Below are 25,507 nucleotides of genomic sequence, written 5' to 3'. Positions count from 1 at the left end.
CCGGTCACCGTCGGGGCACTAGTAGTGCTTCGGGAGGTCGGCCGGGTCGGTGCCCTCGATGAAGAAGTCGATGTCGTTGTGCTCGGAGGCGCCGTACGGGGCGAGGTCGGTGACGCCGTGCGCAGCGAGCACCTCGTCGTCGATGAAGGTCTGCCCGGTGGGGCGGGCCGGGTCGGTCAGGACGGCCACGGCGGCGTCGGCCATGATCTCCGGGGTGCGGGCCCGCCTGCCGGCGTCGTCGCCGCCGAGCAGGTTGACCACGGCCGCGGTGGCGATGGTGGTGCGCGGCCACAGGCAGTTGGCCCGGATGCCGTCGCCGGCGAACTCGTGCGCCCAGCCCAGGGTCAGCAGCGACATGCCGTACTTGGAGAGCATGTAGGGCGGGAACTCCCCGAGCCACTTCGGGTCGAGGTTGATCGGCGGGGACAGGGTGAGGACCTGCGCGTCGTCGGAGGCCTTCAGGTGGTCCAGCGCGGCCCGGGTCAGCAGGTAGGTGCCGCGCGAGTTGATCGACTGCATGAGGTCGTAGCGCTTGGGCGTGACGTCGGCGGTGCCGCTCATGTTCAGCGCACTGGCGTTGTTGACGACGATGTCGACGCCGCCGAAGGTCTCGACGGCGGTCGCGACGGCGCGGTCCACGTCCTCCTCGACCCGCACGTCGCCGACGACGGCGACGGCCTTGCCGCCGGCCTGCTCGATCTCGGCGACCGCGGTGTGCACGGTGCCGGGCAGACGGGGGTCGGGCTGGTCGGTCTTGGCCAGGATGACGGAGTTGGCGCCGCGGCGGGCGGCCGCGAGCAGGATCGCGAGGCCGATGCCACGGCTGCCGCCGGACATGACGATGGTGCGGCCGTTCAGGTCCCGCTGGGCAGGCTGGGTCATGGGGTCCTCCGGTGACGGTGCGTCGGTGCACGTGCTCGGAGCGCACTGTAACAGTCAGATCTGACCGTTTCCGTGGAGGTGGGTCACACGCGCCGGTCGCAGTCGGTTCAGGGCGGCCGCGACCTCGTGCCGCCGCGGCACCGCGACGTCCACGGGGGCGCCCCGGGTGATCGCGTCGGGCCCCTCGCGGCGCACCGCCTCCTCCAGCCGGTCCAGGGCCTGTGCGAGGGTGACCCCGCGCAGGTCGAGGGCGGCCAGGGCGTACCCGACGCCGGTGGTCTGGCCGGGGTCGGCGAGCTGGGCTATCGCGGACAGGTCGATGTCGTCGGCGCCGAAGGTGAGCCGGCCGCGGCCACGGGCGGTCACCCGGCGCCGGCCGCGCACCGAGGCGTCCACGCTGCGGGGGTCGAACTCGCGGCGCGCGAACGCCGGGAACGCGGAGTCGCCCGCCTCGTCCGCCCGCCCGGCGATCTCCCGGGCCCGCCCGGTGACCTCGGAGGCGGTGTAGTCCTGCAGCAGGACCACCGTGTCGGCGCGGTCGAGGTACTCCCCCGACCCGCCCATGACGAGCACAGTGGACACCCCGTGCCCGCGGTGCAGCGGCCGGACCCGCTCGACGAACGGGACCAGCGGCTCGGCCGGGATCAGCGCGCGCATCCGGTCGTCGCGGATCATGGCGTTGGTGGCGGCGGTGTCCTCGTCGATCAGCAGCACGCCGGCACCGGCCTCCAGCGCCTCGACCGTGGCGGCGGCCTGGGAGGTCGACCCGGACGCCGACTCCGTCGAGAAGTCGTCGGTGGGGTTCCCGGACGGCAGGCCGGTGACGAAGGCCGACACGTCGACGCGCTGCACCGAGCGCTCGTCCTCGGCGCGCACCGACACCGTGTCGGCACGGGCGACGACGAGCTCACGGCCGTCGCCGGGGACGTGGTCGTACACGCCGCTCTCCAGCGCGCGCAGCAGCGTGGACTTGCCGTGGTAGCCGCCGCCGACGATCAGCGTGACCCCCTCGGGGACGCCCATCCCGGTCACCGTGCCGCGGTGCGGGACGTCCAGGGTCACCCGCAGCTCCGGCGGGGAGACGAACGGCACCCCGCCGGCCAGCGGCCGGTCGTCGACACCGGAGGCCCGCGGCAGCACCGCGCCGTCGGCGACGAACCCGACCAGGCCACGACCGGCCAGCGCGTCGCGCAGGGCACCCGCGTCCTCGACGGTCTCCACGAACTGCTCGGCCGCGGCGGTGTCGGCGGTCTCCCAGCGCAGCGCGCCGAGCACCGCGCGGGGCAGCATGACCGTCAGCGCGGCGGCCGCGGCCCCGCCGTCGATCCGGCGCCCACGGCCGGGCAGCGGGACCGACAGCTCGGCGACGACCGTGCCGTCGGGCCGGATGCGGACCGCGCTGCGGTCGAGCACCTCCTGGCCACCCGCGTCGACCCGCAGGGTGCTGTGCTCCACCGCGCGGCGCAGGGCGCGGGCGAGGAACCCGCCGAGGGCACGCGCGCGGACGGCGCCGTGGTACAGGCCGGGCGGCAGTCCCGCGGTCCGGGCGGGCACGGTCACCCGCAGCCGCGACGGCGGCGCGAACGGGTCGGCCTGCACCGTCCGGATCTCGAGGTCGTAGCCGTCCTCACCCGTCCAGACGCCGGTGAGGCCCTTGTAGGAGCGGTACGAGGCTCCGTCGAGGTCCTGCAGCCGGTAGCCGAGCGCGGCGACGTCGCCACGCCGGTGGGGTGCGTCCGGGCGGTCGTGCGGGGTCATGCGGGGTTCACTCCTCCACCGTCGTGGCGGCCACCCGCGGAGCCCGCCGGGCCCGGTCCGCGGCGGACCGGGCCCGGGCGCGGGTCAGCGCGCGGTGAACGCCTGGATCACCAGCTGGTCCCCGGGCGGGGTGGCGGCGCAGCCGGTGCCCTCCATCGGGACGAACAGCGAGTCGGTCTCGCCGGGCGGGTAGACGCGCAGGCCGCGCACGGCCGTCGGGCGGCAGGCCGCCTCGTCGAAGTTGCGCACGTTCACCACCCGCAGTGTCGCACCGGCGGTCCCGCCGGGGGCGAGGCGCACCGGGTCGCCGTGCCCGCCCTGCATCGCGGCGGCCGGGCCGATCTGGTGGCCGTCGTCGCCGCCGACGTAGGACACGCCGGGGAAGCCCCGCACGTAGCAGGTGCGGCCGCCCTGGTTGCGCAGCGTCAGCGTGACGTACGACGAGCCCGCGGCGCCGCCGCCCGGGTCGGCCGCGACCGAGCCGGCGAGCTCGGAGGTGTGGCAGCGCTCGTCGCCGCCCGCCTCGGCGCCCCCGGTGCCGGTGTGGGTGCCACCGTTCCCGGCTCCCCCGGCCGATCCGGTGCCCCCGGCGTCGGACACCGGGGCGCTCGTCGTCGGCGCGGCGGCGCTCGGGGTGGCGGAGGCGCCACCGGAGCCGGCGGCCGCCGGCCAGTCGCCACCGCCACCGCAGCCGGCCAGCACGGCGCCGCAGGCGGCGATGGTCACGGCCCAGCGGGCGGTGCGGTGCAGGACATACCCGTCCATGTCAGTCCCCCGATCGTCATGGTGTGTACGTCTCCTCGGACGTATCGGCACGCAACCGGTTGCCCCGATCCTTCGTGATGCGAACGAGAGTTCACCCGTCCGTTCCCGACAGGCGCCCGGTCGGTACCGTCCTGTCCCGTGTTGTCGCGTATGTCCGGTATTCATCTGGCCCGTGGGGCCGCGATCGGCGTGGTCGAGACCATCCCGGGGGTCAGCGGCGGGACCATGGCCCTGGTCGTCGGGATCTACGAGCGCCTGATCGCCCAGGGGGCCCACCTCGTCGCCGCGGCCCGGGGGCTGCTCCCGGGCGCGGCGGGCGGTGACGCGGCGCCCCGCGAGGAGCTGCGACGGCTGGACTGGGGCCTGCTGCTGCCCGTCGCACTGGGCATGGTGCTGGCGGTCCTGGCGGCGTCGCAGGTGCTCCCGGGGCTGATCGAGGACCACCCCGTCGGCGCCCGGGCAGTGTTCCTGGGGATGGTCGCCGCGTCGGTGGCGGTCCCGCTGCGGATCACCGGGCGGCTGCGCGGGCCGCGCGAGTGGGCGCTGGTCGTCGTCGCGTTCGTGGCGACGTTCGCGGTCAGCGCGCTCCCCCCGGCCGTCGGCGACGGCCGCCCGCCGATGCCGCTGGTCGGGCTGGCCGCGGCGGTCGCGGTGTGCGCGTTGGTGCTGCCGGGCTTCTCCGGGTCGTTCCTGCTGCTGGTGTTCGGGCTCTACGAGCCGACCCTGCGCGCGGTGCGCGACCTCGACCTGGCCTACATCGCGGTGTTCGGGCTCGGCGCCGTGCTGGGGCTCGCGAGCTTCGTGTCGGTGCTGACCTGGCTGCTGGAGCACCACCGCCGCACCCTGATGGTGATCATGACCGGGGTGCTGCTGGGGGCGCTGCGGGCGCTGTGGCCCTGGCAGGACGACGCCCGCGGTGTCCTGGCGCCCGACCCGGGCTGGTGGTGGATGCTGCTGCCGGCCGCGGCCGGCGCCGCGGTCGTCCTGGCGATCATGGCCGTCGAGCGGCGGGTGGACGGGTCGGCGGCGCCGGCCGCCCCGGAGGACACCCCCGAGCGCGCCCCTGACCGGGCCGCGACCCGGGTCATGGACCGCGTCCCGGGCCCCGTCGCGGACCCGGGCGCGCACCGCGCCCTGGACCGGACCGTGGACGACGCCGACGTGACCCGCCCGATCCCCCGGGTGGAGCCGCCGCCGCGCCGCGACCGCTGAACGGCGGGCCCGGGATCCCGACGGCCGGGCGCCCGGTTCAGCGCTCCAGCCACTCCGGGCGTCCGGAGCCGCGCGGGACGAGCACCGTGCGGTACTCCCCCGGCGTCGCGCTCATCGTGACCTGGTCGGTCACCCCCTGGTAGTGCCCCAGCGCGGTCTGCGCGGTGAACGTCTCCGGGGCGGGGTAGGCGTGGCGCTCGCCGGTGCCCGCGACCTCGCGGGCGTAGCCGAGGTCGAGGACACCGAGCTCCAGCATCCAGAGCGCGGCCCGGGCCAGCGACACCTCCACCGCCCAGGAGCCGCCCTCCACCGCGCGGCGGCGCAGTGCCGCCGCGACCCCGGCGGCGGTCAGCCAGGACACGATGTAGTCGTTGACGACCAGGATCGGTGAGAGCCGGGGCGCCACCGTCGGGTCGGTGGCCGAGCCGCCCTCCAGGGTCATCATCCCGACCAGGGTGCCCGCGGACTGGTCGAACCCGACGCGGTGCGCCCACGGCCCGACCGGCCCGTGCAGGGTGTTCGAGGCGTGCACGATGCCGGGCCGCACCGCGGCGGCCTCCTCGGCGGACAGCCCGAGCCGGTCCAGGTAGCCGGGGCGGCGGTTGGCGTAGAACACGTCGGCGTCGGCGAGCAGCCCGCGCAGCAGCGCGGCGCCGTCGGCGGCGTGCGGGTCCACCGTGGCGGACCGGACGCCGACGTTCGCGGTGACGTAGGTGCTGTCGTGCTCGAACTCCGTGGGGCGCCAGATGTTGAGCACGTCCGCGCCGTGCAGGGCCAGCGCCCGGCCGGTCCCGGCGCCGGCGATGACGTGGCCCATCCCGAGTGCGCGCAGCCCGTCCAGCGGCAGGTCGGCGCGGCGGCGCTGCGGGAACGGCTCGGGCGGGGCGTCGCCGATGCGGCGCAGGGTGATCGGCGGGGTGCCGGCCAGCGCCGCGTGCTGCTCGGTCGCGAGCCACTCGGCGGGGGTGCGGGCCATCGGCATGACGATGCCGGCGTCGCTCGCGGCCGCCTCCAGCTCGGCGGCGTCCCACCGGGCGACCGCGTCGGCGACGCCGCTCTCGGGCACCCCGAGGAAGGTCTCGGCCCGGGCCCGCAGTGCCGGGTACGGGTTGAGCGGCATCACCCAGCGGTCGTCGCGGGTGCGGTGGAACGAGAACCCGAGCGCCTGCGAGGTGATCGCCGGGCTGGCGGCGGGATGGCCGTTCACCAGCTCCCAGCGGCGGTCGTAGAACGGGCAGAGCCGGTGCGGGGCGCGGCGCACGTCGACGGTGACGTCCTGGCCGTCGCCGCCGCGGTCGCGGTGCACCGCGGCCATCCCGACCGACTTCGCGGCGAGCGCGACGGCCGCACCGCCGCCGAGGCGCAGCGCGCTGGGCACGACCGGGTCGGCGCCGACGAAACCGACCCGCCCGCCGGCGTCGGCGCCGCTCATCCCGACGCAGCCCAGCAGCCCGTCGAGGGCCGCGCCGGGGTCGAAGGCGTCGTCGGTGGCGGGGGACGCGACGTTCGCGAGGATGCGCTCGGCGGTGGCGTCGCCGGTCGTGGCGCCGGTGGTGCTCATGCGGTGGGTCCTTCCACGTGCCGGGCCCGCAGGTACTCGCCCACGGACTTGCCGATCTGGTCCACGCGCAGATTGGCCGAGCCGCCCGAACCGAGCAGCCCGACGAGCACCAGGTGCACCGCGCGCAGGTGCGGGAACTCGTGGCGGACGATGCGGCCCTGTGCCTCGGGGAGCAGCGCGGCAGCCCGCTCGGTGGTCAGGGTGGCACGCAGCCACTCCCAGTGTGCGGGGTCGCGGCACCAGACGCCCACGTTGGCGTTGCCGCCCTTGTCCCCCGCCCGGGCCCACGCGTACTCGCCCAGCTCGGCGCGCGGGCCGGTCGGTGCGGGCAGGTCCGGCTCCGGGTGCACCGGCTGCGCGGTCTCCTCCGGGGTGGCGGTCCGGGTGGCGCGCGGGACCTCGACCCGGCCGCCGTCGTCGTCGAGGACGGCGTGGTGGTCGAGCAGCGCGGACTCCAGCAGCGCGGGCCAGTACTCGATCCGCGGCCACGGCTGCGACGCCCGTGGCGCGTGCCCGTCGTGGTGGAAGCCGGGGAAGCCCTGCAGGTACAGCGACCCGACGGCCGGTGCGAACCGGAGCAGCGGTTCCTTCTCGCGGGCGGTCGCGATCACCCGGATCGGGACGGTCGCCGCCCACTGGGTCGGCGGGTCGACCGCGGCGACGCCGAGCGGGGTGACCTCGAGGGAGTCGACGTGCCCCTCCAGCGCGGCACGCAGCTGGGTGCGCAGCAGCTCCACCTTGCCCTCGACGTCCGGGGCGGTGCAGAACAGCATCGTGGAGATCTCGTAGCCGATCGGGGCGAACAACGCGACCTTCGCCGTGGGCGGCGGCGGGGACCCGGTGACGGGGCCGATCGCGACCCGGTCCGGGCCCTCCCTGCTCAGCCGCACGGTGTCGAGGTGCACGGTGACGTCGGGGTTCAGGTAGCGGGGGCCCTGGATCTCGTAGAGCAGCTGCGCGGTGACGGTGTCCACGGTGACGGTGCCGCCGTCGCGGGCGTGCTTGGTGATCACCGAGGAGCCGTCGGCGGCGACCTCGGCGATCGGGAAGCCGGGGCGCAGCATGCCGGGCACCGACCGGAACCCGGAGAAGTTGCCGCCGGTGGCGTGCGCGCCGCACTCGATGACGTGCCCGGCGGTGACCGCGCCGGCCAGCGCGTCGAACTCGTCGGGGCCCCAGCCGTGCCACCAGGCGGCCGGGCCGGCGGTGAGCGAGGCGTCGGTGACCCGCCCGGTCACGACGACGTCGGCGCCGGCGGCCAGCGCCGCGGCGATCCCGAAGCCGCCGAGGTAGGCGTTCGCGGTGATCGGGGCGAACCCCCAGTCCTTGAGCGGGGCGCCGGTGTCGAGGTGCTCCAGCCCGTGGCCGTCGGTGTGGAAGTCGGCGAGCCGGTCGAACACCCCGTCCCCGGCGACGTGCGCGACCCGCAGCGGCAGCCCGGCCGCCGCGATCCGGCCGCGCAGCTCCTGCGCCATCCCGGCCGGGTCGAACCCGCCCGCGTTGGTGACGACCCGGATCCCGCGCCGGGCGATCTCGGGCAGGTGCGGGGTGAGCTGGTCCAGGGCGTAGGCGACGTAGCCGGGGCCGCCGCGCCCGGCGGCGGCGGCGAGCGCGGCGAGGGTGATCTCGGCGAGGTAGTCGCCCATCAGGACGTCCACCGGGTCACCGGCCATCGCCTCGTCGACGGCGGTGTACCGGTCGCCGAGGTAGCCGGAGACGTTCGCGATGCGCACGGGACGGGAGGCCATGCCGGTCACGCTAGGACGGCAGCCGGACCGGTGACCAGGACCGATGGATGCAGGCCGGCGTGACCTCTAGGGTCACGGTCCGTGGAGCTGTTCCATCTGCGGTACTTCCTCGCCGTCGCCGACGAGCTGAACCTGACCCGGGCGGCGGCCCGGCTGCACCTGGCCGCGTCGCCGTTGTCGCGACGGGTCCGCGACCTGGAGCGGGAGCTCGGCGCGCCGCTGTTCACCCGGTCCGCGCGCGGGATGGCGCTCACCGCGGCCGGACGCGCGCTGCTGCCGCGGGCCCGCGACATCGTGGCCCGGGTGGAGGCGCTGCCCGGCGCGCTGGCCGCCGCGGACGGGCACCCGGTCGTCGTGGTGGGGATGGCGCCGGACGTGACCGCGGCGGTCCGCGACGGGTTCCTGGAACGGCTGCGGGCCGCCCGCCCGGAGCTGGCGGTGCGGATCCGGCCGGGGACCAGCGCGGAGCTGGCCCGTGCGGTCGCCCGCCGCGAGCTGGACCTGGCGTTCCTGCACGGCGGGAGCGACGACCCCGCGCTGACCGTGCGGCGGGTGGACACCCGGCCGGCCGCCGTCGCCGTCGGGCACGGGCGCGGCTTCGACGACCGCACCGAGGTCCGCCTCGAGGAGCTGGCGGAGCTGCCGTACGTGTCCATCCGCTACGACGCCGCCCCGGCGGTCTACCGGGCCACCGGGGAGCTGCTCGCCCGGCACGGCGTGCACCGGCGGATCGAGCTCGACACCCACAACCCGGGCGACCTCACCCACGTCGTCGCGGCCGGGGAGGCGTTCACACTGGTCGGGCTGGGGTCCGGCGCCACGCACAAGGCGTTCGTCGGGGAGCCGGTGCACGTGCTGCCGGTGACCGGGGCGCAGGTGCGGCTGGGCACCGACGCGGTGTGGCGCGGTGACCGGGCCGCCGACCCCGGCGACGTCGTCGGGGTGCTGGCGGCCGCGGCCGGGACGCCGGCGGGCCCCGTGGCGTGACGCCACGGGGCCCGCTGCGGGACGGGTGCGGTCGGGTCAGACGCGGGCCGGGGCCCGGTCACGGGCCTCGAAACCGGCCTCGATCTCGTCGAGGGTCAGGTGCGCGGTCTCCGGGGCCGACCAGGCCGACGCCGCCGCCACCAGGCAGATCACACCGCCGAACACGGCGACCGGCAGCCAGCCGCCGACGCTGTTCTCGGCCAGGGCTGCGGCGATGGTGGGGGCGAACCCGCCGAACGCGAAGCCGATCTGGGTGCCGACGGCCATACCGGTCAGGCGGACCCTGGCCGGGAACATCTCGCCGTAGAACGAGGGCCACACGCCGTTGGCGGCGCTGTAGACGATCCCCGACAGCAGGATGCCCACGCCGAAGACCAGCAGGTACACCCCGGTGGACACGGCCCACAGGTAGGCGGCGAGCAGCACCGCGCTGCCCAGCGCCCCCGCGATGAACACCGGGCGCCGCCCGATCCGGTCGGCGAGCGTGGCGAACAACGGGATGGCGGCGAGGGCGACGACGTTCGCGCTCACGACGACCCACAGCATGGTCGAGCGCTCCAGGCCGACGGTGTTGACCGCGAACGACAGGGCGAACACCGTCATCAGGGTGCTGACCGAGGCCACCGTCGCGGCGAGGGTGACACGCAGCAGGTTCGGCCAGTGGCCGCGGAACAGCGCCGCGATCGGGAGCTCGTCCTTCGCCTTCGGCGCGCCGTCGGTGTCGGCGACCTCGGTGGTGAACACCGGGGTCTCGTGCAGCGTCCGCCGGATCAGCACACCGGCGACCATCACCAGCACGCTCGCCCAGAACGGCACCCGCCAGCCCCAGGACAGCAGGGCGTCCTCGGGCAGCAGCGCGATCGGCAGGAACACCGCGGTCGCGATGATCTGCCCGCCCTGGGTGCCGGACAGGGTGAAGCTGGTGAAGAACGCGCGGCGGCCCTGCGGGGAGTGCTCCAGCGTCATCGAGTTCGCGCCGGCCTGCTCACCGCCCGCGGACAGGCCCTGCAGCAGCCGGCAGGTCACCAGCAGCGCCGGGGCGAGCACCCCGACCTGGCCGTAGGTGGGCAGGAAGCCGATCGCCAGCGTCGCGACCCCCATCATCATCAGGGTCGCGACCAGCACCTTCTTGCGCCCCAGTCGGTCACCGATGTGACCGAAGAGCACCGCACCGAGCGGGCGGGCGACGTAGCCGAAGCCGAAGGTGGCCAGCGACAGCAGCGTGCCGGCGACCGGGCTGGATTCGGGGAAGAACACCTTGTTGAACACCAGCGCCGCGGCGGTGCCGTAGATGAAGAAGTCGTAGTACTCCAGGGCGCTGCCGATCCACGCGGCCAGGGCGGCCCGTGTCGGTTGCGCCTGCGGCGCGGTGGGCGCGTCGGACGGTTGCTGGCTCACGGTGGCTCCCGGCGTGTGCGACGTTGCAGGCACTGGTGTGGACGACGGCTCCCGGGCGGCGAGCCGCTCGCTTATGTACCGTCTGGTTACGTACCGAATAGTGAGTTGCGCAGCGACACCTGTCAAGAGCCGGATGGACGCCGGTCCCGTCAGTCCTGCCCGACGCGGGCGGTCAGGTACTCCACCACCAGGTCACCGACCATGCGGCGGTAGTGCGCCCGGCGAGCCGGGTCCAGCAGGTCGCGGCCGAAGATGGCCGAGACGGTGTGCCGGTTGGCCACCCGGAACACGCAGAACGAGCTGATCAGCACGTGGACGTCGAAGGCGTCGACGTCGTCGCGGAACATGCCGGTCTCCCGGCCGCGGGCGAGGATCGGCTCCAGCACTCCGACCGCGGGCCCGGCCAGCCCCTCGCGCACCGGGGAGGACCGCAGGTGCTCGGCGTGGTGGATGTTCTCGATCGCCACCAGCCGGATGAAGTCCGGGTGCGCCTCGTGGTGGTCGAAGGTGAGCTCGGCGACCGCACGCACCGCACGGGCCGGATTGAGGTCCGACACCGACAACTGCTGCTCCAGTGCCCGGATCCCGGTGTAGGCGCGTTCGAGAACCGCCAGGTAGAGGCCCTGTTTCGAGCCGAAGTAGTAGTAGAGCATCCGCTTGGTGGTCCGGGTGCGCGCGGCGATCTCGTCGACCCGCGCCCCGGCCAGTCCCCGGTCGGCGAACTCCGCGGTCGCCTCGTCCAGGATCTCGGTGCGGGTGCGCTCGGCGTCGCGCTGCCGGACGCCGTCCTCCGGTGCCGCTGCCACTGCGGTCCCCCTCCGCCGGTCCGCGCCGCCGGGATCCCGGCGGCGTCCCCGGACTCTACGGATCACCGGCCGTCTCCCCTGGCCGATCCGTCCGCCGTCCGGTACAACTAACCGTACGGTACATAAATCCGAGGAGGGATCCGTGCGGAGCAGCAGCGAGACCCGGCGCGACACCGACGCCACCGGAACCGGCACACGGGTGCGGACGGGGCTGATCGGCGCCGGCATCGGTCCGTCGCTGTCGCCTGCCCTGCACGAGCGCGAGGGCGCCGCGCACGGCCTGGACCTGACCTACCGGCGCCTCGACCTCGACGTCCTCGGGGTCGCACCGGACGGCGTCGGCGACCTGCTCCGCCGGGCCCGCGCCCAGGGCCACGCGGGACTCAACATCACCCATCCCTGCAAGCAGCGCGTGATCGGCCACCTCGACGCCCTCGCCCCGGACGCCGCCGCCGTCGGCGCGGTCAACACCGTCGTCATCGGCACGGACGGGTCGATGACCGGGCACAACACCGACTGGACCGGGTTCCGCGACGGCTGGCGGGCCGGGCTGCCCGGCGCCGCGACGGGCCGGGTCGTGCTGCTGGGTGCCGGGGGCGCCGGCGCCGCGGCCGCCTACGCCATGGCTCGCGAGGGCGTCGGCGTCCTGCAGGTCGTCGACGTCGACGGGGACCGCGCCGCCGCGCTCGCCGCGTCGGTGACCCCGCACCTGGCCCCGGGCGCGCAGGCCACCGGCCACCCGTCGCCGGAGCTGGCCGCGCTGCTCCCCGGCGCCGACGGCCTCGTGCACGCCACACCGGTGGGGATGGCCGAGCACCCCGGCCTGCCGTTCGACCCCGCGCTGCTCGCGACCCGCCCGTGGGTCGCCGAGATCGTCTACCGGCCGCTGGACACCGCGCTGCTGGGTGCCGCGCGCACCGCGGGCTGCCGCACCGTCGACGGCGGCGCGATGGCCGTGCACCAGGCCGCGGAGGCGTTCCGGCTGTTCACCGGCGTCGCACCGGACCCGGCGCGGATGCTCGCCCACCTCGCCGAGCTGATCACCGCCGAGCAGGAGGCCGCCCGTGTCGCCTGAAGCCGTGCCCACCGGAACCGCGCCCACCGGAACCGTGCCCACCGGAACCCCGGCCACCGGGACCGCGCGCCTGTCCCTGGCCACGGTCTGCCTGTCCGGCACGCTGGAGGACAAGCTCGCCGCCGCCGCGACCGCCGGATTCGACGGCGTCGAGATCTTCGCGCCGGACCTGCTCGCCGACCCCGGGTCCCCGGCGGCGATCGGCGCCCGCTGCCGCGACCTGGGCCTGTCGGTGGACCTCTACCAGCCGCTGCGCGACATCGACTCGACCGACCCCGACCGGTTCGCGGCGAACCTGCGCCGCGCGGACGCGACCTTCGAGGTCATGGCGGGGCTCGGCGCCGACACCGTGCTGGTGTGCTCCTCGGTGTCCCCCGACGCCGTCGACCCCGCCGCCGACGCCGACCTGCTCGCCGACCAGCTGCACACCCTCGCCGCCCGCGCCCACGAACGCGGGCTGCGCATCGCCTACGAGGCGCTCGCCTGGGGCAGGCACGTCGACACCTGGGACGCCTCCTGGGACGCCGTGCGCGCCGCCGACCACCCCGCACTCGGCCTCTGCCTGGACTCCTTCCACGTCCTGGCCCGCGGCTCGGACCCGGCCCCGATCGCCGAGGTCCCCGGCGGGAAGCTGTTCTTCCTGCAGCTCGCCGACGCCCGGGAGCTGTCGATGGACGTGCTCTCCTGGAGCCGTCACCACCGGCTGTTCCCCGGTCAGGGCGGGTTCGACCTGCCCGCGTTCCTCGCCCCGGTGCTGGCGGCCGGGTACGCCGGGCCGCTGTCGCTGGAGGTGTTCAACGACGTTTTCCGCCAGTCCGACCCGGTCCGCACCGCCGTCGACGCCCGCCGCTCGCTGATCGCCCTCGCCGAGGCCACCGCGCTGGCCGGTGCCGGGACCGACCCGGTCGCCACCGCGGCGCCGTCCCTCGACGGGACCGCGTTCGTCGAGCTGACCGCGGGCCCGGAGCTGGGCCGGGTGCTGCGTGCACTGGGGTTCAGCCGTACCGGGGTGCACCGCACCAAGCAGGTGGAGCGCTTCGAGCAGGGCGGTGCCCGGCTGCTCGTCAACGCGGCGGGCACCGGGTCCGGTGCGGTCGCGGCGATCGCCGTCGAGACCCCCGACCCGGACGCCTCCGCGCGCCGGGCCGCCCGGCTCTGTGCCTCCCCGGTCCCCCGCGCGACCGGGCCGGGGGAGGCCGAGTTCGCCGAGATCCCCGCATCGGACGGCACGGCGCTGTTCCTGTGCCGCACCTCCGGCGACGCGGGCCCGGACTCCACGCACGGCCCGCCTGGCCGCACGACTTCGTCGGCGTCGACGAGGCGCCGGCCCCCGGGACCGGGATCACCGGGATCGACCACGTCGGCCTGACCCAGCCCTACGACGCGTTCGACGAGGCGGTGCTGTTCCACCGTGCCGTCCTCGGCCTGGACCCGGTCGGCGACGGGGAGTACGCGGCCCCGTTCGGGCTGGTCCGCAGCCGGGCGCTCGCCGACCCCCGGCGCCGGGTCCGGCTCGCGCTGACCGTGTCGGTGCTGCGTCGCGGGGACTGGAGCCCGGCCGTCGCCGACCCGCAGTACGTGGCCCTGGCCTGCGACGACGTGCTCGCCACCGCCGCCGCGGCACGGGCCGCCGGGGTGCCGCTGCTCGCGGTGCCCGCCAACTACCACGACGACCTGGCCGCCCGGCTCGACCTGCCCGCGGACACCGTCGCCGCCTACCGGGAGCTCGGGGTCCTGCACGACCGCGACGCGCACGGCGACTACCTGCAGGTCTGCACCGAGCTGCTCGGCGGACGGCTGTTCCTCGCCCTGGTGCAGCGCACCGGCACGCACGACGGGCACGGCTGGCCGGACGCCCCGGTCCGGATGGCGGCCCACCGCCGGTCCCGGCTCGCCCGTGGCTGAGCGGTCCCGCCGGCGTCGCGGCCGTCGTCGGGGAGGTCCCGGCCCCGCGCACGCCGCCCCGCTGCCGGGGACCTGACCGCCCGGTCTCAGGTCGACTGCTCCGGCGACGGCTGCGCGGCCAGGCGCGCCGAGTAGATCGAGTACCCGTCGAGCCACCGGGCCACCGCGGTCGCCACCAGCGTCGCGGCGACCAGCGGGACGGCGATCCCGAACCCGGTGCCGGTCAGCTCCAGCACCAGCACGAGGCCGGCCAGCGGCGCCTGCATCCCGGCCCCGATCATCGCGGCCGCCCCGACCAGGGCGAACGTGCCGACCGGGGTGCCCGGCCACAGCGCCGACCAGGCCCCGCCGAGCGCGGCCCCGAGCACCGCGCCGGTGCACAGCGTCGGGGTGAACAGTCCGCCGGACGCGCCGCTGCCCAGGCACATCGCCGTCACCAGCGGCTTCAGCACGGCCAGCGCCGCGAACAGCAGCAGCGCCCCGCCGCCCAGGAAGGCCTGCTCGGCCAGGTCCGCGCCGTTGCCGTAGAGCTGCGGGAACGCCAGCCCGGCCACACCGAGCAGCCCGAACGCGACGACCGGGGCGGCGATCCGCCACCACGTCCGCCGGGGCCCGTGGTGCGACACGAACCCGATCAGCCGGACCCAGCCGGTCGCGAGCACCCCGATCAGCACACCCGCGGGCACCGCCCACACCAACAGCGACGGCGTCGTCGCCGGGACCGGGAGGCCCGGGTAGACCGGCCCGGCGGGCAGGTACAGCCAGGCGACGACGGTGGCGGTCGCGGTGCAGGCCAGCGCGGGCAGCACCACCGGCAGCCGCACGGTGCCGACGAGCACCTCGGCGGTGAACAGCGCCCCGCCCAGCGGCACGTCGTAGACGCAGGCCAGCCCGGCGCCCGCGCCGCAGGCGACCAACAGCCGTCGCTGCTCGAGCGACAGCCCGCCCCAGCCGGCCAGGACCGCGCCCCACACCCCGCCCATCAGCTTGGGCGCGGCCTCCCGGCCGAGCGAGGCACCCAGCCCGACGACGATCTCCGACAGCGCCGCGGTGCCGGTGCTGCGGCGCACCCCCAGCCGCGCGTCGCCGGTCCAGATCGCGTCGTCGACGTCGGTGCGGCCGGGCACGAACCGGCGCAGCAGGTACCCGCCGACCCCGGCGACGAGCCCCGCCACCAGCAGCGGCCACACCCGCCCCCAGGCGTCGGCCCGCTCGACCGCCGCCTGGAACCCCTCCGCCGCCCCGGACCCCCAGACCCGCTCCGACACCGCGTGCAGCAGTGCCATCAGCACGATCCCGGACAGCCCGGCGGCGACCCCGGTCACGACGAGCAGCAGCCAGAACCGGACGGTCAGCGGCGACGCGCCGTCGCCGGTGACGTTGGGCTGGTCGGTGGCGGCCCGCTTCGACCCGACGCGCGTCCGCAGGACGGGGGCGGGGACCCGGAGGCGCTCACTCGGTCGGCGTGACACGCCACCATGATCCCCGCCCTGTCCGGACATTCGCCCGGCGGGCCGGTGCCGGCTCAGGCGAAGGCGTCCGGCGGCGGGCAGGAGCAGACCAGGTTCCGGTCGCCGTGGGCGCCGTCGATCCGGCGCACCGGAGGCCACACCTTGCGGTCGTGCACCCCCGGGGTGACCCCGGTGGGGTACGCGGCCAGCTCCCGCGGGTACGGGTGGTCCCACTTGTCGTCGGCCAGGCAGGCCGCGGTGTGCGGGGCGTTCCGCAGCGGGTTGTCCTCGGCGGGCCACTCCCCCGCGGCGACCCGGTCGATCTCGCCGCGGATGGACACCATCGCGGCGACGAACCGCTCGATCTCCGCGAGGTCCTCGGACTCGGTGGGCTCGACCATCAGCGTCCCGGCCACCGGGAAGGACATGGTCGGGGCGTGGATGCCGTGGTCGATGAGCCGCTTGGCGACGTCGTCGACGGTCACCCCGGTCTCCTTGGTCAGCGTGCGCAGGTCGAGGATGCACTCGTGGGCGACCGTGCCGTCGGCGCCCGCGTAGAGCACCGGGAAGTGCTCCCGCAGCCGGGTGGCGACGTAGTTGGCGGCCGCCACCGCGGTGAGCGTGGCGCGGCGCATCCCGTCCAGGCCCATCATCCGCAGGTAGGCCCAGGAGATCGGCAGGACGCCGGGCGAGCCGTGGCGGGCGGCCGACACCGGGCCGACGCCGCCGTCGGAGCGGGGCGTGCGCCCGGGCAGGAACGGCGCCAGGTGCTCGGCCACCGCGACCGGGCCGACGCCGGGCCCGCCGCCGCCGTGCGGGATGCAGAAGGTCTTGTGCAGGTTGAGGTGGCTGACGTCGCCGCCGAAGGCCCCCGGGCGGGCGACCCCGACGAGCGCGTTGAGGTTGGCGCCGTCGACGTAGACCTGGCCGCCGGCGTCGTGCACCGCGGCGCACACGTCGCGGACCCCGGCCTCGTAGACGCCGTGCGTCGACGGGTAGGTGATCATCAGCGCGGCGAGCCGGTCGCCGTGCTCGGCGATCTTCGCGTGCAGGTCGTCGAGGTCGACGTCGCCGCCCGGTGCGGTCCCGACGACGACCACCCGCAGCCCGGCCATGATCGCCGAGGCGGCGTTGGTGCCGTGCGCGGAGGCCGGGATCAGGCAGACGTCGCGGTCGGTCGCCCCGCGGCTGCGGTGGTACGCGGCGATGGCGAGCAGCCCGGCGAGCTCGCCCTGGCTGCCCGCGTTGGGCTGCAGCGACACCGCGGCGTAGCCGGTGAGGTCGGCCAGCCAGGTCTCCAGCTGGTCGATCATCTCCCGGGTGCCGGCGGTGTCGGACTCCGGCGCGAGCGGGTGCAGGTCGGCGAACTGCGGCCAGGTCACCGCCTCCATCTCGGCGGCGGCGTTGAGCTTCATGGTGCACGAGCCCAAGGGGATCATCGTGCGGTCCAGTGCGAGGTCGGCGTCGGCGAGGCGGCGCAGCCACCGCATCAGCGCGGTCTCGGACCGGAACTCGTGGAACGTCGGGTGCGTGAGGTACTCGCTCGCGCGGCGCAGGCCCGCGGGCAGCGCGTCGGCGGTGTCCCCGTCGAGCGCGGCGACGTCCACCCCGGTGACGCCGAACGCCGCCCACACCGCGTGCAGGTGCGCCACGGTGGTGATCTCCGAGGTGGCGACGCCGACCTCGTCGTCCGAGGCGCGGCGCAGCGCGATACCGGCGTCGTGCGCGGCGGCGACGACGGCGTCGGCGCGGCCGGGGACGCGCGCCAGCACGGAGTCGAAGAACGCGTCGTGGACGATCTCCACCCCGCCCGAGCGCAGACCTGCGGCGAGCACCGCGGCCATCCGGTGGGTGCGGGTGGCGATGTCGCGCAGCCCGTCTGGGCCGTGGTGCACCCCGTAGCAGGCGGCCATGACCGCGAGCAGGACCTGCGCGGTGCAGATGTTGGAGGTGGCCTTCTCCCGGCGGATGTGCTGCTCGCGGGTCTGCAGCGCCAGCCGCAGGGCGTAGTGGCCGTCGGCGTCGCGGGAGACCCCGACCAGGCGTCCCGGCAGCTGACGGGCGTGGCGCTGCCCGACCGAGAGGTAGCCTGCGTGCGGGCCGCCGAAGCCGAGCGGCACCCCGAAGCGCTGGGTGGACCCGACCGCGGCGTCCGCGCCGAACTCCCCGGGCGGGGTGAGCAGGGTCAGGGCCAGCAGGTCCGCCGCGACGGCGACGAGTGCCCCGCGCCCGTGCGCGGCCTCGACCAGCGCCGACGGGTCGGCGACCCGGCCCGACGCGCCCGGGTAGGACAGCAGCATCCCGAAGAACTCGCCCTCGGGCAGCACGCCGTCGCCGAGGTCGGCGACGACCAGCTCGATGCCGAGCGGCTCGGCGCGGGTGCGCAGCACGTCCACGGTCTGTGTCACGGTGTCGGCGTCGACGACGAACCGCGGGCTGGTCGAGCGGTTGGCCCGGCGCAGCAGCGTCATCGCCTCGGCGGCGGCGGTGGCCTCGTCGAGCAACGAGGCGCCGGCGACCGGGAGCCCGGTCAGGTCGGACACCATCGTCTGGAAGGTCAGCAGGGCCTCGAGCCTGCCCTGGCTGATCTCGGGCTGGTACGGCGTGTACGCGGTGTACCAGGCCGGGTTCTCCAGCACGTTCCGGCGGATCACCGACGGGGTGCGGGTGCCGTGGTAGCCGTAGCCGATCATCGGGACGGTGACGGTGTTGCGCCCGGCCAGCTCGCGCAGCTCGGCGAGCATCTCGGCCTCGCCGACCGGCGCGGGCAGCGAGGCACCGACCGGTGCGTCGTCGCGGATGGTGTCGGGCAGCGCGCGGGCGGCGAGCGCGTCGAGGGAGTCGACGCCCAGCACCTCCAGCATCCGGGCCAGGTCATCGGGGCGGGGCCCGATGTGGCGCTCGGCGAACGGGAGCCCCCGCTCCAGCTCGGCGAGGGTGGGACGGTGCTCGGACGTCGGGCTCACGGCGCCTCCGGAGGTCGTCGGGCGGATCGGGGCAGGGCGACTGGCCCCTTCCCCTCTGTCCGTACCCGGAGACCGGGCGCCTGAGAGATTCACCGGAGGCTTCCGGCTTTCCCCGTCGGCGGACGGGCGCCCCGCGTGCGTGTGCGGCCCGTCGCTTTCCAGAGGCGCCTCGACCGCGCGGTCCGTGTGCCTGAGAGATTCCGGGAAGGGGTTGCTCCTTCGGCGCCCGGGCTCGTTCCCCGGGGCTCTCCCGCGCGGCGTCGACGACTACCGGGCCAGCCTACCTGCGTAGTTCTGCGGCGTCGCCGCCTGCGCCGGCTCGTCACACTTCCTGCCATGTCGAACACCAGCGCTCCGAACACCACCCCGGCCACCACCGCCGCGTTCCACACGCAGGCGATGCTGTCCTTCGGCGTGTCGCTCGCGGCCGTCGTCGTCGGAACCGTCTACCTGCCCGTCGACGGGTGGGTGAAGGCGTTCCTCGCCATCGCCGTGCTGTACGCGATCACCTCGGCGTTCACCCTGGCGAAGTGCGTCCGGGACCGGCAGGACAGCCTGACCGTGGTCAACCGGGTCGACCAGGCGCGGATGGAGAAGCTGCTGGCCGAGCACGACCCGTTCCGCGCCGTCGCGTAGGCCCGCCGGAGCGGCGCATCGACGCCGTCGCGTAGGCCCGCCGGAGCGGCGCATCGACGCCGTCGCGTAGGCCCGCCGGAGCGGCGCATCGACGCCGTCGCGTAGGCCCGCCGGAGCGGGAGTCAGGAGATCGCGCGGCGTGCGCGGCGGCGGGCCAGCTCGTCCTCGGGGGCCTCGTCGACGGTGCCGCCGTCGGCCCGCTCGGCCGGGAAGTCCTTGATGACGCCGGAGATCTCGCGCATCGCCCCGGACACCGCGATCCCGAACACGCCCTGGCCGCCCTGCAGCAGGTCGACGACCTCCTCCGGGGAGGTGCACTCGTAGACGGTGGTGCCGTCGGAGAACAGGGTGATGCCGGCCAGGTCGCGGATCCCGCGCCGGCGCAGGTGCTCGACGGCGATCCGGATGTTCTGCAGCGAGACACCGGCGTCGAGCAGCCGCTTCACGATCTTGAGGACGAGGACGTCCTTGAAGGAGTACAGCCGCTGGCTGCCCGACCCGGCGGCGCCGCGGATCGACGGCACGACCAGGCCGGTGCGGGCCCAGTAGTCGAGCTGCCGGTAGGTGATGCCGACGACCTGACACGCGGTCGGCCCGCGGAAGCCGACCAGGCGGTCGGTCACCCCGTCGAGCCCCTCACCGACGAGCGGGTCCGGGAACAGCTCTCCCTGACCCGGCCCCTCGGGTGGTGGCGTCTGCACCGCGCGGTCTCCCTCGGTCGGGACCGTGGCCCTCCCCTACCATGTGACTCTGGGTAGTGGGTGAGTTCCACGGATGTCATCAGTCGTGATGACGGTAGGCCCAGTGGCCGAGGTGGTCAACGCGGCTCGCCGACCCGGGCGTACCGGACACCCGCCCGGGTTGCCGGGTACGGAGGGCGTACAGCCGCCGAACGGTCGGTGACGTCGGTGAACGGTCGGACGGTGGTCCATGCGGTTCCACCGCCGGATGACGGCGGTGGTCACCCGGACGGGTCAGCCCGGCTGGGCCCCGCGGAAGTCCTCCGGCGACACGGAGTCGAGGAACTCGCGGAACTTCTCGACCTCGTCCTCCTGCTCGTCGGGGATGACCAGGCCCGCCTCGGCGAGGACGCTCTCGTCGGCGTGCACCGGGACACCGGTCCGCAGCGCCAGCGCGATCGAGTCGCTCGGCCGCGCGGACACCGTGACGCCGCCGTCGAAGATCAGCTCGGCGTAAAAGGTGCCCTCCTGCAGGTCGGTCACCCGCACCTGCTCGAGCCGCCGCCCGAGTGCCCCGATCACGTCCTTGAGCAGGTCGTGGGTCAGCGGCCGCGCGGGCTTGACCCCCTGCTGCTCCAGGGCGATCGCCGTCGCCTCCACCGATCCGATCCAGATCGGGAGGTATCGGTCGCCGTTCGTCTCCCGCAGCAGCAGGATCGGCTGGTTCGCCGGAAGTTCGACCCGGACGCCCACGACGCGCATCTCGCTCATCAGCCCGCCTCCCCGGCCCTGTCGGGCCTGTCGGGCCACCCGGGTGGACACGCCACCCCGGCCGCCCTGATCGCCTTGCTCGCCCTGGCCCGTGCGGCGGACCCCGACGGGCTCCGTGCCGTTGTCACCGCACTGCCACCGACACCTGATGACGCTACACGGCGGTCCGCTCCGACGCGCGCCTCCGGACGGGGAGTGACGGGGTCCGTTCGACGATCGTCACACGCCCGTCGCGCACGGCGTGTCGGCTCGACACCCGCCGGTCCCCGTGCGCGCAGAAGGCCCGTCGTACCAGGGGGTACGGGAGCACCCCCGGCCGCGACGGGCCGGTCGTACGCGGGGGGGTCCGTGAGCGACGCACAGGGGGCGCCGCCGCACGGACCCGCGGTCAGCCCTGGGCGCCCGGCTCGCGGGGCCCGGTCAGGAAGACCAGCCGGAACTTGCCGATCTGCACCTCGTCGCCGTTGGCGAGCACCGCCGTGTCGACCGGCTCGCGGTTGACGTAGGTGCCGTTGAGGCTGCCGACGTCGACCACGACGAACTCACCGGCGTCGCGGCGGAACTCCGCGTGCCGCCGGGAGACAGTGACGTCGTCGAGGAAGATGTCGCTGTCGGGGTGCCGGCCGGCGCTGGTGGTCGGCACGTCCAGCAGGAAGCGCGAGCCGGCGTTCGGACCGCGCCGGACGACGAGCAGCGCCGACCCGGCGGGAAGCCCGTCGACACCCGAGACGGCGGGCTCGGCGGCCGGCTGCTCGACGTCGGCGAGGAAGTCCGCCCGGAAGACCGACGTGGTCTCCGGTGCGCGCTCCGGTGGCACGTCGCGCGGGTCGTTCGTGGTCACCTCGGGGACTCCTCCTCGCGGATGCGGTGCCCGGACGGCGTCCGGGCGGTCAGGGCTGTGCGGGGCCGGTGTCCCGGTCCCTTCCGGACGGCACGTCCAGGGGATGTGAACCTACCGGTCGGAGCGGCCGGGGCGATACGGAGGTCGGCGCGCCGTGCCGCGTGGTGCGGCGGGCGGGCCGGCTCAGGCGCCGTCGGACAGCTGGCGGTAGGCCTCGGCGTCGAGCAGGCCGTCGAGCGAGGCCCCCTCGGCCAGGCGGATCTCGACGATCCACCCGTCGCCGTAGGGGGCGGAGTTCACCAGCTCCGGACCGGCGTCCAGCCCGTCGTTCACGGCGACGACCTCACCGCCGACCGGGGCGTAGATGTCCGACACCGACTTGGTCGACTCGACCTCGCCCATGGCGTCGCCCGCGGCGAGGGTGTCGCCGACGGCCGGCAGCTGCACGAAGACGACGTCACCGAGCTGCGACTGGGCGTGGTCGGTGATGCCGACCCGGACCACCCCGTCCCCGCTGCGGCGCACCCACTCGTGGGCCTCGGTGTAGGACAGGTCCGACGGAATCTCCGAGCTCACGCCGGGGAGCCTATCCCCCGGCGCCGCCGTGATCGAACCGGGTCGACGGGGCCGGGACGCCCGGCGCCGGGCGCCGCAGTGCCAGCCGGAACTGGACCAGGTACAGCAGCCCGGACCACAGGTAGAGGGCCACGCCCCAGATGGCGAAGGCGTTCGCGACGACGCCGACCACGGCCTCGGCGGGCGAGGGACCGTCGCCGAGCAGGAGCAGCGGGAAGGCGTAGAGCAGGACGAAGGTGGCGGCCTTGCCGAGGTAGACGACCTCGAAGGGGCCGTAGCCGCGGTGGCGCAGCACGAACACGCAGACGGCGAGGACGACGTCGCGGGCCACCAGGGCGACCACCGCCCACCACGGCACGATGTCGCGCGCGGCCAGCCCGACCAGCGCGGCCAGGATGTAGAGGCGGTCCACGGCCGGGTCGAGCATGGCGCCGAACCGGCTGAACTGGTCCAGGACGCGGGCGAGCTTGCCGTCGAGCCAGTCGGTGAACCCGCCGATCGCCAGCACCGCGACGGCCCAGCCGTCGGCCTCCGGGCCGAGCATCAGCCACAGGAACAGCGGCACCCCGGCCAGGCGCAGCATGCTGAGCGCGTTCGGGACGGTCCACAGCCGGTCGTCGTCGGTGGGCGGGCCGACGGTGTCGTGCACCGAGTCCCGGACGGTGTCGCGCACCGTGTCCCGGACGGTGTCGCGGGCCTCGCGGACCGAGTCGGCGGCCTCGCGGGCGCTGCGGCGCACCGCTGCCGCCCGTCCGGTGTCGCTCTCCCCGCCCACACCGGGCACCCTAGTCGTCGGGTCGGGATGTGCGGGGCGCCCCGTCGAGGTGAGGATGGGGACATGACCGACACCAACATCTCCCTGCGCGACATCCAGGCCCCCCTCAAGCAGCAGTACCGCGACGACCCGGAGTCGGCGGTCATCACCCTCAAGGCGGACGGCGAGCTCGGCTCCGGTGTGGCGTGCAAGGTCTCGACCGGCCAGGCGATGGCCGAGGCGGGCCTGCACCCGGCCACCGGCGGCGACGGCACCCAGCTGTGCTCGGGCGACATGCTGCTGGAGGCGCTGGTGGCCTGTGCCGGGGTGACCCTGCGCGCGGTGGCCACCGCGCTGGAGCTCGAGGTGCTCGGCGCCGTGCGCGCCGAGGGCGACCTCGACTTCCGCGGCACCCTCGGCGTCGCGAAGGACGCCCCGGTCGGTTTCCGGGAGATCCGCCTGTCCTTCGACGTCGACATCCGCGACGGCGGCGCGCCCGCCGCCGAGGACAAGGTCGCGACCCTGGTGAAGCTGACCGAGCGGTACTGCGTCGTCCTGCAGACCGTCCAGGGCAGCGCGACCACCTCGGTCGCGGTCAACCCGGCCGCCTGACCCGCCCGCGGCGCGCCGGACGGCGACCACCCGGACACCGGGTGCCACCGCCGTCCGGCGTGCACCGGGCAGCGCCGAACGGCCGTAGGTCCTGGTCGGACCGGGTCTGCCGACCCCGGTCGCCCGCCGGTGGCGATCCGCTCGTCGCGCGTCACCGTCGGTTCGGCGCCCCACACGCTCCGAGGTCTCCGGTCCCCGCCGAGGGCCTCCGTACGGTTGATCCGTCCAGGAGTTCGTGACGGGGTGTGCCCGGCGCCGCGACGTGCGGCGGCGGGGCGCGCGCGGCAGGTGAGACGTGATCAAACTGGCGGACGCGCTGACGTCCGGCGATCACGTGTGCGCGGTCCCGGACAGCACGGAGCACCTCGGCGAGCTCGCCGCCGCCTACGTCGCGCACGGTCTCGACCGGGGCGAGCGCATCCTCTACTTCGACGACGACGGCGCCGCCGACGTCCTGCTCCGCCGCCTCGTCGAGGACGGCGTCGAGGTCGACGACCCGCTGCGGCGCGGCCAGCTGGAGATCCTGCCCGCCGAGCGGACCCGGCGCACCTTCCGCACCCCGCTGTCCGAGGTGCACGCCGGGATGTCCGGCGAGGTCGCCCGCTCCCGCGAGCTCGGCTGGAACGGCACCCGGATGACCGGCCAGATGCACTCGGTGCTCGAGGCGGGCGCCGCGGGCACCCTGCCCGAGTACGACGGCCTGCTGGCCCGGCTGGTCCGCGAGAGCGCGGGCGGGCTGACCGCGCTGTGCACCTACGACACCGAGCACTTCCCGGCCGAGCAGATCGACATCATGCGGGCGCTGCACCGCGACCACGTCCCCTGCTCCACCGCCTACGACGACGGCCTGCTCCGGATCGTGCGCCTCGGTACCGGTCACGCCCGGCTGGCCGGCGAGGTCGACCACAGCAACCGCTCGAAGATCACCTCGCTGCTGCACTCGGCACTGGACGCCGCGCTGCGGTCCGCGGACGCCTCCACCGACATCGGCCTGGACCTGGCCTCGGTGCGGTTCGTCGACGTCGCCACCGCGATCGCGCTGGTGCACGCCGCCGAGGGCTTCCCGGCCACCCACCGCCTGGTGCTGCACCGGGTCCGGCCGCGGGTGCTGCGGGTGCTCGAACGCTGCGGCGCGGCCTTCTCGCCCCAGCTCGTGTTCGACGACCGTCCGCCGGCCCCCGGGGTCGTGCACCCGGGAGGACAGCTCCGGTGAAGGTCAACCCCGCTCCCCGCCCGCCCGGCTTCCGGCACGCCCTCGTGCACGCCGACGACCCGGTCGAGCTGCTCGCCGCCGTCGCCCCGGCCGCCCGGGCCGCGGCGCGGGACACCGGCGCCCGGATCGCGGTGGACCTGCCCGCGCCGCTGGAGCAGGCGCTGCACGACGAGCTCGGCGACGAGGTCGAGCTCGGCAGGCTCACCTCGCTGACCAGCTCGGCCCGGGAGTCCGGACAGACCGTCGCCGCCTGGCGGGCCCGGGAGCTGCGGGCGCTGACCTCCTCGGGCCGCCCGGTGTTCGTGGTGGGCGCGCACGACCCGGACCTCGACGGCGTCGACGGCGGGTTCTGGGTCGAGCTGGAGGCCGCGCTCAACATCTCCCTCGCGGGGCTGCCGGTCCTGCAGGTGTGCGCCTACCCCCGGCTGCCGCTGCACGGCGCGGTCGGCGAGTCGGCGGTGGCCAACCACCCGCTGCGGCTGCGCGCGTCCGGGCTCACCGAGAACCCGCGGCACCGCCCGCCCGCCGAGGTCCTCGCGGCCCTGCCGATCGCGCCGCCACACCTGCTCGGACCGCCGGACATCACGTTGTCCTACAACACCTTCGAGCTGTCCCGGGTGCGCGACGCCGTCGAGGAGGCCGCCCGGGTGTGCCGGTTCGACACCGTGCGCGGCGAGGACATGGTGCAGGCGGTCAACGAGGTCGCCACCAACGCGGTCGAGCACGGCTCCCCGGAGGCGGGGCTGTCGGTGTGGGCGCGCGACGGGGAGCTGGTCTGCGAGGTGCAGGACAGCGGGGCGATCGCGCTGCCGCTGATCGGGCTCGCGCCGCCGCACCCGTCGCAGGCACGGGGGCGCGGGACCTAGATCGCCCGGCAGCTCTGCGACAGCCTCCACGTGTGGCGGGCCCC

The 25,507-nt window shown here is 75.4% G+C and carries 23 protein-coding genes and 1 riboswitch; of the genes, 9 read left to right on the top strand and 14 right to left on the bottom strand.

Features of this window, described 5'->3' with window-relative positions; translation table 11 throughout:
• Positions 1–18 precede the first annotated feature (18 nt).
• From MTO91_RS13770 to MTO91_RS13760, 3 genes are all read right to left on the bottom strand, one after another.
• Positions 19–882 carry an SDR family oxidoreductase gene (locus tag MTO91_RS13770; protein WP_476651423.1) on the bottom strand — a complete coding sequence of 288 codons (864 nt, stop codon included), beginning with the start codon at positions 880–882 and terminating at the stop codon, positions 19–21.
• 54 nt (positions 883–936) lie between these two features.
• The gene (locus MTO91_RS13765) at positions 937–2,640 is read right to left on the bottom strand and encodes a P-loop domain-containing protein (protein ID WP_476651422.1); all 1,704 of its coding nucleotides are present in this window, start codon (positions 2,638–2,640) and stop codon (positions 937–939) included.
• A gap of 84 nt (positions 2,641–2,724) precedes the next feature.
• The gene (locus MTO91_RS13760; RefSeq protein ID WP_405417131.1) at positions 2,725–3,405 is read right to left on the bottom strand and encodes a DUF4232 domain-containing protein; all 681 of its coding nucleotides are present in this window, start codon (positions 3,403–3,405) and stop codon (positions 2,725–2,727) included.
• A gap of 138 nt (positions 3,406–3,543) precedes the next feature.
• On the opposite strand from MTO91_RS13760, the gene MTO91_RS13755 reads away from it, so the two are divergent.
• Entirely contained in the window at positions 3,544–4,617 is a 1,074-nt protein-coding gene (locus tag MTO91_RS13755; RefSeq protein WP_476651421.1) for a DUF368 domain-containing protein, read from the top strand.
• Between the two features lie 37 nt (positions 4,618–4,654).
• On the opposite strand, the gene MTO91_RS13750 is transcribed toward MTO91_RS13755, so the two are convergent.
• Positions 4,655–6,178, bottom strand: coding sequence for a CoA transferase (locus MTO91_RS13750; RefSeq protein WP_476651419.1), 1,524 nt, complete (start codon positions 6,176–6,178; stop codon positions 4,655–4,657).
• Positions 6,175–7,926 carry an acyclic terpene utilization AtuA family protein gene (locus MTO91_RS13745; RefSeq protein ID WP_476651418.1) on the bottom strand — a complete coding sequence of 584 codons (1,752 nt, stop codon included), beginning with the start codon at positions 7,924–7,926 and terminating at the stop codon, positions 6,175–6,177. Before MTO91_RS13745 ends, MTO91_RS13750 begins: the two co-directional genes overlap by 4 nt.
• A gap of 81 nt (positions 7,927–8,007) precedes the next feature.
• Between MTO91_RS13745 and MTO91_RS13740 the strand changes: the two genes are divergently transcribed.
• Positions 8,008–8,913, top strand: a complete 906-nt coding sequence (locus tag MTO91_RS13740) for a LysR family transcriptional regulator (protein ID WP_208820321.1) — start codon at positions 8,008–8,010, stop codon at positions 8,911–8,913.
• Positions 8,914–8,949: 36 nt separating this feature from the next.
• Here MTO91_RS13740 and MTO91_RS13735 read toward each other — a convergent pair whose 3' ends face one another.
• Positions 8,950–10,311, bottom strand: a complete 1,362-nt coding sequence (locus MTO91_RS13735) for an MFS transporter (protein ID WP_476651416.1) — start codon at positions 10,309–10,311, stop codon at positions 8,950–8,952.
• A 149-nt stretch (positions 10,312–10,460) separates the two neighbouring features.
• Positions 10,461–11,117: a TetR/AcrR family transcriptional regulator gene (locus MTO91_RS13730; protein WP_476651415.1), complete on the bottom strand. Its 657-nt coding sequence runs from the start codon at positions 11,115–11,117 to the stop codon at positions 10,461–10,463.
• 142 nt (positions 11,118–11,259) lie between these two features.
• Here MTO91_RS13730 and MTO91_RS13725 point away from each other — a divergent pair, with 142 nt between their 5' ends.
• From MTO91_RS13725 to MTO91_RS13715, 3 genes are read left to right on the top strand one after another with little or no spacing between them, the layout of a single operon-like run.
• Entirely contained in the window at positions 11,260–12,192 is a 933-nt protein-coding gene (locus tag MTO91_RS13725; protein WP_476651414.1) for a shikimate dehydrogenase, read from the top strand.
• Positions 12,193–12,196: 4 nt separating this feature from the next.
• Positions 12,197–13,561 (top strand): sugar phosphate isomerase/epimerase family protein, encoded by a 1,365-nt coding sequence (locus MTO91_RS13720; protein ID WP_476651412.1) that lies wholly within the window; start codon positions 12,197–12,199, stop codon positions 13,559–13,561.
• 29 nt (positions 13,562–13,590) lie between these two features.
• Positions 13,591–14,097, top strand: a complete 507-nt coding sequence (locus tag MTO91_RS13715; RefSeq protein ID WP_476651410.1) for a hypothetical protein — start codon at positions 13,591–13,593, stop codon at positions 14,095–14,097.
• 86 nt (positions 14,098–14,183) lie between these two features.
• Here MTO91_RS13715 and MTO91_RS13710 read toward each other — a convergent pair whose 3' ends face one another.
• Positions 14,184–15,569: a chloride channel protein gene (locus tag MTO91_RS13710; protein WP_476651409.1), complete on the bottom strand. Its 1,386-nt coding sequence runs from the start codon at positions 15,567–15,569 to the stop codon at positions 14,184–14,186.
• 53 nt (positions 15,570–15,622) lie between these two features.
• Positions 15,623–18,514, bottom strand: a complete 2,892-nt coding sequence (gene gcvP, locus MTO91_RS13705) for an aminomethyl-transferring glycine dehydrogenase (protein WP_476651407.1) — start codon at positions 18,512–18,514, stop codon at positions 15,623–15,625.
• 168 nt (positions 18,515–18,682) lie between these two features.
• Positions 18,683–18,777: riboswitch (glycine riboswitch) on the bottom strand.
• A 73-nt stretch (positions 18,778–18,850) separates the two neighbouring features.
• On the opposite strand from gcvP, the gene MTO91_RS13700 reads away from it, so the two are divergent.
• Complete coding sequence (locus tag MTO91_RS13700; protein WP_062394965.1) at positions 18,851–19,150, top strand: YiaA/YiaB family inner membrane protein; 300 nt, start codon at positions 18,851–18,853, stop codon at positions 19,148–19,150.
• Positions 19,151–19,272: 122 nt separating this feature from the next.
• Here the strand turns inward: MTO91_RS13700 and MTO91_RS13695 are convergent, their stop codons facing one another.
• The 5 genes from MTO91_RS13695 to clsA form a co-directional block, all read right to left on the bottom strand.
• Complete coding sequence (locus MTO91_RS13695; protein ID WP_208623102.1) at positions 19,273–19,851, bottom strand: MerR family transcriptional regulator; 579 nt, start codon at positions 19,849–19,851, stop codon at positions 19,273–19,275.
• Positions 19,852–20,124: 273 nt separating this feature from the next.
• Positions 20,125–20,601, bottom strand: a complete 477-nt coding sequence (locus MTO91_RS13690; protein ID WP_010224693.1) for a bifunctional nuclease family protein — start codon at positions 20,599–20,601, stop codon at positions 20,125–20,127.
• Positions 20,602–20,989: 388 nt separating this feature from the next.
• Positions 20,990–21,442 (bottom strand): glycogen accumulation regulator GarA, encoded by a 453-nt coding sequence (garA, locus tag MTO91_RS13685; RefSeq protein ID WP_062394962.1) that lies wholly within the window; start codon positions 21,440–21,442, stop codon positions 20,990–20,992.
• Between the two features lie 183 nt (positions 21,443–21,625).
• Entirely contained in the window at positions 21,626–22,018 is a 393-nt protein-coding gene (gene gcvH, locus MTO91_RS13680; RefSeq protein ID WP_062394959.1) for a glycine cleavage system protein GcvH, read from the bottom strand.
• 10 nt (positions 22,019–22,028) lie between these two features.
• On the bottom strand, positions 22,029–22,667 hold the full coding sequence (gene clsA, locus MTO91_RS13675) for a cardiolipin synthase ClsA (RefSeq protein WP_318299300.1): 639 nt from the start codon (positions 22,665–22,667) through the stop codon (positions 22,029–22,031).
• A 189-nt stretch (positions 22,668–22,856) separates the two neighbouring features.
• On the opposite strand from clsA, the gene MTO91_RS13670 reads away from it, so the two are divergent.
• From MTO91_RS13670 to MTO91_RS13660, 3 genes are all read left to right on the top strand, one after another.
• Positions 22,857–23,384: an OsmC family protein gene (locus MTO91_RS13670; RefSeq protein WP_476651406.1), complete on the top strand. Its 528-nt coding sequence runs from the start codon at positions 22,857–22,859 to the stop codon at positions 23,382–23,384.
• Positions 23,385–23,679: 295 nt separating this feature from the next.
• The gene (locus tag MTO91_RS13665; RefSeq protein ID WP_405417139.1) at positions 23,680–24,597 is read left to right on the top strand and encodes an MEDS domain-containing protein; all 918 of its coding nucleotides are present in this window, start codon (positions 23,680–23,682) and stop codon (positions 24,595–24,597) included.
• Complete coding sequence (locus MTO91_RS13660; protein WP_476651405.1) at positions 24,594–25,463, top strand: ATP-binding protein; 870 nt, start codon at positions 24,594–24,596, stop codon at positions 25,461–25,463. The genes MTO91_RS13665 and MTO91_RS13660 overlap by 4 nt, the downstream gene beginning before the upstream one ends.
• Positions 25,464–25,507: the final 44 nt, after the last annotated feature.

Source organism: Pseudonocardia sp. 2-7, assembly GCF_056341085.1.
This window is presented reverse-complemented; position numbering and strand designations above follow the sequence as displayed.

Excerpts from the sequence above, each read along its gene's own strand:
- MTO91_RS13770 (WP_476651423.1), bottom strand. The coding sequence starts at position 882 with ATGACCCAGCCTGCCCAGCGGGACCTGAACGGCCGCACCATCGTCATG.
- MTO91_RS13765 (WP_476651422.1), bottom strand. The coding sequence starts at position 2,640 with ATGACCCCGCACGACCGCCCGGACGCACCCCACCGGCGTGGCGACGTC.
- MTO91_RS13700 (WP_062394965.1), top strand. The coding sequence starts at position 18,851 with ATGTCGAACACCAGCGCTCCGAACACCACCCCGGCCACCACCGCCGCG.
- MTO91_RS13745 (WP_476651418.1), bottom strand. The coding sequence starts at position 7,926 with ATGGCCTCCCGTCCCGTGCGCATCGCGAACGTCTCCGGCTACCTCGGC.
- MTO91_RS13690 (WP_010224693.1), bottom strand. The coding sequence starts at position 20,601 with ATGAGCGAGATGCGCGTCGTGGGCGTCCGGGTCGAACTTCCGGCGAAC.
- MTO91_RS13760 (WP_405417131.1), bottom strand. The coding sequence starts at position 3,405 with ATGGACGGGTATGTCCTGCACCGCACCGCCCGCTGGGCCGTGACCATC.
- MTO91_RS13750 (WP_476651419.1), bottom strand. The coding sequence starts at position 6,178 with ATGAGCACCACCGGCGCCACGACCGGCGACGCCACCGCCGAGCGCATC.
- MTO91_RS13670 (WP_476651406.1), top strand. The coding sequence starts at position 22,857 with ATGACCGACACCAACATCTCCCTGCGCGACATCCAGGCCCCCCTCAAG.